The sequence below is a fragment of the Streptomyces sp. NPDC002130 genome (genome assembly GCF_040296465.1).
Lineage (GTDB): Bacteria > Actinomycetota > Actinomycetes > Streptomycetales > Streptomycetaceae > Streptomyces.
The window spans coordinates 1-6,029 of the sequence record NZ_JBEOXI010000371.1 but is presented as its reverse complement, the minus strand read 5'-3'; the positions used below and the strand labels follow the sequence as shown (position 1 = coordinate 6,029).

The following is a 6,029-nucleotide window of genomic DNA, read 5'->3' as shown; positions in this document are numbered from 1 at the left end:
CGATGGTGACGATGATGACCGGACGCGCCGGATCCTGCTCGCGTGCAAGAACATCGAGCAGCTGTTCACGGCTGATGCTGTCGGGATCTTCGTTTGCACCGTCGGTCAAGATGATGACGCTGTTGACCGCTCGCGGATCGTACGATTCCTGGACTTTCCGGAAGGCAGCCAGAGTCGTGTCGTACAAACCTGTGGCGCCACGCTTGAGTTCGGTGAGCCGGTTCGCCTGATCAGCCATCAACTTTCGTTGAGTCACGCCGTCGACGATGGTGTCGTAGCGCCTGATCGGCACTAATTCCTGGAAGTCCTGGGTTCCGTTCATACCTTGGGAGAAGGCCCACAGACCGGCAGCGACGCTGTCCGGGAAGACTTGATTGCCGGCGAGAGCAGCAGCAGTGGTCAACTGCATGCGCGTCTTGCCACCTGCCGCCGGATAGTCCATCGATGCAGACACGTCGATCGCGACGAGTGTTCGGATCGGCTTGGCCATCAACGCCCAAGCACCCAGTGTCTGATCGGCCACCGACTGTTCGGAGACAGTCAATGCCGTGACGTCACCAACTCCACCTTCGACGGTTCCACCGCCGGAAGTACGGAAACCGCTGCGCGTCAGCACTTCCTGAGCAGATTCACTGTGCAACAGCTCGGCGATGGCGTCACTCTTCTTGGCTGCGGCGTAGTGCCGGTCCGGTGCCGACGCACTGACCACCAGTGGGTAGTCCATGATCATGGTTCCAGACGCCGGCACTGTCGCGGAAATCTTCGACTCTGCCTTCGTGAACTCGACCACCTGCTGCTCGGTCGAAACACCAACCTTGCCTGAGCTGACCAATTCGGTGAGCATCTTCTGTCCTACCGGCTGATCTTCGGTACGAACACTTTCGGCTTGAGCATGGGGTACGAGTGCCGCTCGAACCGATTCGGAGGTGGCCCCGGTCTCCGCGAGAGCTCCGAGAATGGGCGCCGATGCAACTCCGGTGAACAATGGATTGCCCAGCGCGAGGTCAGGAACCTGTAGCGCTGTGAGCCAACTGGCAAACTGCTCGCCACCGCCGGAGGCGAGAACGACAGGTGAGGTCGCGATCGAACCGCCGGCCGCAGCGACCGGTCCCTTGGCCGTCAATGACGCTTTGCCGACCCACGCTGTCGAATCCGGTATCCACATGTCCGGCGCGTCCACGCCCTTGCCCAAAGTTCCCGCGACGTCGCCGGGCAGCGCAGAGGTGACCGTGATCCGCGAACAGCCCGTCTGCTCGGGCGACGCTTCTGCGAGAATCTCCGTTACTGCAGGCGCGATCGCAGGATCTGCTGCCAGCGAGTACTCGTCGACGCTCTCGCAGGAATCGGACTGTGTTGCCTTGAAGACCACCACCCCGGTGGCGACTACCGCGACGGCAACCAACCCACCCACTGCGTAGAACCCGATCGACCGCCCGCTGTCAGGACTCGAATGCCGTCCGCCCGCCATGAAATCTGCCCTTCCGAGGCCACTCGCACTCAGGCATACCGACGGCATGCGTGCGACTGGAGCTATCCCTACCGGGCGGTAGTGTAGCCAAGAACACAGAATTTCCAACTAGCGCTGAATCATCGGCGAACCGGCGGGCCCACATTCCGGCTGTCCTTCGCTGCCGACTTTGCCGATGAGTTGGCCTGCGGTGACCTTGTCGCCGGCTTTGACGAGCACTCCTGCTGCGGTCATGTGTCCGTAGAGAGATTCGACGGTCTGCCCATCGATGGTGTGCCGGATGCGGATCCAGTGTCCGTAGCCCGAGGCCGGTCCGGCGACGACGACTTCGCCGTCGCCTGCGGCGTAGAAGGGGGTATCCAATGGGGCGGCGTAATCCTGTCCGTCATGCATTCCGCCTTCTCGCATGCCGAACGGCGAGCTGATCGTGTACGTACCTTCGGCCATCGGAACTGCCAGCGATCCAGGTTTCAGACCTACCAAGGATCCGTCTGCACGAATGTCGGTACCGGTCGGCTGTCCGCAGGTGGTGTCCTCACCGGTGAGGGACAAGATGACGAGAACCGGCGCCATCAACACGACCATGCACACGATCGGCACGGAGATGAGGATCCACCACCACTTCTTCGACGAACTTTCCGAATCAGGGGACGGTGGTGCCGCCAGGAGCGTCATCAGCGCGGCCGCCGGGTCAGCGAGCTCGGCTGCGGGGTCCTCGCGTTACCTGCTCCTGCTTGAGCTGCCGCCGCAATCAGTCCTGCGGTTCTCGAGCCGGAACCGGTGGGAATGTTGACAGCGGGAACAACTGGAGCAGCTGGCGGACGTGCAGGCGCGGCGGTTGGCTTCGGTGCCTTCGGAGCGCGGGTAGGAGTAGTAGGCAACAACAGCGGTGCGCCGGAATCGGTGGTGAATTCGCGGAAAGCCCGACCGTCTGGTGCAACGGTCTTCGATGCTGAACTGCGAACTTGTCCGCGCTCCGGAGCAAGCCCCGACGGTGCTGTGGCGATCGCCTTCTTGATGCCCGGTTTGTCTGCAACAGCCGCCTTCGAAAGTCGACTGCGTACCGCGGCCGCCGCGCTATCCGTACCGGTTCCACGGCTCGGTGAGCTCGTAGAGGACCGTGAGCCCGAGGACTGTGAACGGGCCATCGTGGCCGGGTCGGAGAGATTGTCGATCGACTTCTTGGCCTTCTTCGCTCCAGAGACTGCTTTCGTGCCCGCCCAGACTGCGGCAGCGACGCCTCCCGTTACCGCAGTCGATGTCGCTGTGCCAGCTACTGAGCCAACGGCTTTGGTTGAAGTAGTCGCCTTCTTCGCGATCTTGCCTGCACCCTGGACCGTGGCCTTGCCGCCACGGTAGATCTGTCGGCCCTGTGCAGCCATCAACGCGATATCGCGGCCCGACGTCGGGGTAGATCTGGTGATGGATGTGGGTGCGGCATCGGGGCGCTTCGCCAAAATCGACGCCAGGCTGTCCGACATCCGTTGCAGACCCTTGATCGCGCGGCGGAAGAGGAGGAGCGCGATGATCAGGAAGATGTCGACGAAGAAGACGGTGCGGATGAGGTTCGATTCGTCTGAAGCGAAAAGGTCTTGGACGACGAGCACGTATCTGACCAGGAAGACGATGGAAAACATCATCTGCAGCAGCGCCATCGCGACGTTGGCGATTGTGCGCCAAAACTGTCCACGCATCGACGGCGCGATGGCGACGACGATGCCAGGGATGGATTTGATGGCGTTGCCGATCGACACCCCGGCCGCGAGTACCAGCCTGCCCGCCAGGTAGATCGCGAAGGCCATCAGCAGGGTGCCGGCGAAGATCAAGAAGAGCAGGCCCATAGCTTGACCCGGGCCAGGGTTGTCGGCGTATTGCTTCATCGGACCGTCATCGCCGTCGCATGCCGCGATCGCGTCTTTGATGCGGTCTTCGGGCTTGTCGTCCGGGTTGATCAGGTCCAGGGCTGCCCCCGCGCCGGGAAGAATGTCACCGACCTTCTCTTGCACCTTGTCCATGACCCCGGGCCCGTCCGGGGTTGCGGCGTACGCCTCGTCGAATTCTTTGACGCACTTGCCGTTGTTGTCCGGCGCATCGAGGACGACACCGAAGTTGATCAGTTGGGTGGGTTGACGCAGGAAGGTATCTACGAGGGTCGATTTGATGGTGTCGATCTGTTGATCGGCGTTGCCGCTGGTGTTCCCACCGTTGGCCAGTCCCGACGCGACTTCGAGTCCGGCATCGCGTGCAGCGAAAACGAGGCCGTCGTTCCCGACGACACGGTCGAGCGGGTTGGCGAGGAATCCGACGGCCGCGGCCGCGATGACGCACGACATGAGCAGTTCGTAGATGCCGGTGGAGAAGCGGCCGCGTACGAACCACACGGCCACGCTGAATCCGGCGATCGTCAACATCAGTGGGGTGAGCGCGAATTGGTCGGTGATCGAAGTGACGGAGTCTGCGATGGTGCGGATCGGCGTGAGAATCATTTCGATCCAGTCGAAGGACAACGCGTAGGTGATGAACCAGATCGCGGTCGCCATCAGGAATCGGAAGATCTCGTATTCGAGGGTGATGATGTAGGCCCAGATCATTCTCCAGCCGCCGCCCATCGAGGCGTTGCCCTTGTCGATCGAGAGGAAGTAGCTCCAGGCGTCGATTCCGTGCGTGTCCTTGAGTGCCATCCACGCGAAGAACGGTGATGCACCTCCTCCTCCGCTGGGGTCTGCGGCCGCGGGCGTTGCGAAAATCAGCAATAGCGCACCAAGGGCGTGCCATCCGGCGGCCGCCCGTATGAGCAGGCGGCTCCACCAGCGTGACCACAGCCAGCGAGAGATCGGTTTGCTCGCGTACATGATGACGACCAACCAGGATTCGGGAATCCAGGCTTTGGCGAGCCTGCCGGCGAAGTGCAGGAGCCAGCGCAGTGAGTGTGTGACCGCGGCGCGGACGCTGAAGTACTCGCGGGCTTCGGGACGGCCCTCGACAACGTCCTGGTCGAGGGGGTGCGCCGCGGTCGAGGTCATGCCTTCACCAGCTTCTTGTTGTCTTTCGGGGTGGTCAGTGCGGCTTCACGGCGCGATTCGGTGGCGGGGAGAAGTGTCTTGATGCGGCCGACGTTTCCCCCGCCGTCGCGCATGTAGCCCTCGCCTCGGCGATGCGGCTCGACGTAGCCGTCCTGGCCTGTGACCGGCGCTGTCTGCTCCGTGAGCTCTTTGACCAGGTCTCGGTTCTCTGGGTCCAGGCCCAGCCACTCGATCGCGCGCTTGGCGAGGCCTTCGTCAGTGTGGCGATGAACAAATCGGGTTTTGATGAGGCCACGAAGTTTCGGTGTTCCGAAGGCGCAGTCCTGATCACCTAATCCCACTGCTGCAGAGGACTTTCGGCCTTGAAGAACGAAATCTTCGATGATGTCGATACCGTCGTCGGCATTGAGAAGGTGATGGGCTTCGTCGACGAGGAATAGCGCCATCTGATCGGAGTCGGCGAAGCACTGCCCGCGGGCGATCTTCGCGATGAGTGTGTAGACGGCGTGACCGAATCGTTTCTCGAGCGGCAGATTGTCGTACAGGTGCTGCTTCTCTGTCTGCAGCTGGGTGGGGAGCTCGACGCGGTGGGTTCGGAAGATGATCGCGGGTGCGGTGATCGGCAACGCCGGCAGATCCTTCGCGAAGAGCGCTGCGGCATAGCTCAATCGGGCGTAGACGTTCATCTCTTCGCCGAGGTCGTGGGCGCCGGCGATCAGGCAGTCGTCGGAGAGGAGGTGCTCGGTGAGCTCGCCCAGCCCTGCGTAGGGGTGACTGGTGCGATAGGACGGTTCGAGCACCTTGGCCAGCGCCTTGCCGTGTGTTGATGTCGGCTGGATTCGCAGCAAGGCCAGCATCACCGATTGCGTCATCTCCGCCGCGATGTTGGGCGGGAAGATCCGCAGTGGGTCGGTGCTGTAATCGGGTTCGACCAGATCGACGATGACCGCATCAGTGACCGCCCGAGCCCAGTTGGCGTATTCGCCGAGGTCACTTTGATCGATGCCGATGACCTGGCCGCCGCAGTCGACGACGTGACCGGCGATCACCTTCATGGTGACGGACTTTCCGGATCCGAGCTCCCCGGTGACAGCCCACGAAGAGGACTGGTCCCGGAGGGACTTACCGAGTATGTCGTTGAAAACCGCACCGATCCGGGCTGCCGTGATGTTGAGTGCCAGCAGGGGTCCGGAACTGTCGCCCAGATCGTTGCGAGTGAACGGCATGTAGGCCGCGAAATGTGTCGAGGTGGTGATGTGCCCGAATTCGCGCACGATCTTCGACGTCGGAACGCCGGGAATCATTGCCCACCACAGGTCCTCTTGAAAACCGAGCGGCGCGACCAGCTTGTAGTCCTGATGTTCAAAGGACTTCTTCACTGTTTGGGCATCAGCGAGGGCCTGCTCTTCGGTCGACGCGCCTACGGCGAAAAGCGCTGTCCAGGGCCTCCACCGCGACCATCACACCCCCCTCCGGCAACGCCTGCATCAACCCCGCACGCGCCGCCACCAACCGAGCCGCCTCACCCAGATCCATCA

Annotated in this window: 4 protein-coding genes; all 4 read right to left on the bottom strand. The window is 62.3% G+C overall.

Annotated elements, in window-relative coordinates:
- Positions 1-1,468, bottom strand: a 1,468-nt coding sequence (locus tag ABT116_RS38575; RefSeq protein WP_351644204.1) for a substrate-binding domain-containing protein, incomplete at its 3' end; no start/stop codon positions are given.
- Between the two features lie 108 nt (positions 1,469-1,576).
- Entirely contained in the window at positions 1,577-2,143 is a 567-nt protein-coding gene (locus ABT116_RS38570) for a M23 family metallopeptidase (protein WP_351644201.1), read from the bottom strand.
- Positions 2,143-4,491 (bottom strand): hypothetical protein, encoded by a 2,349-nt coding sequence (locus ABT116_RS38565; protein ID WP_351644197.1) that lies wholly within the window; start codon positions 4,489-4,491, stop codon positions 2,143-2,145. The genes ABT116_RS38570 and ABT116_RS38565 overlap by 1 nt, the downstream gene beginning before the upstream one ends.
- Entirely contained in the window at positions 4,488-5,870 is a 1,383-nt protein-coding gene (locus ABT116_RS38560; protein WP_351644194.1) for an ATP-binding protein, read from the bottom strand. The genes ABT116_RS38565 and ABT116_RS38560 overlap by 4 nt, the downstream gene beginning before the upstream one ends.
- Between the last annotated feature and the right edge of the window lie 159 nt (positions 5,871-6,029).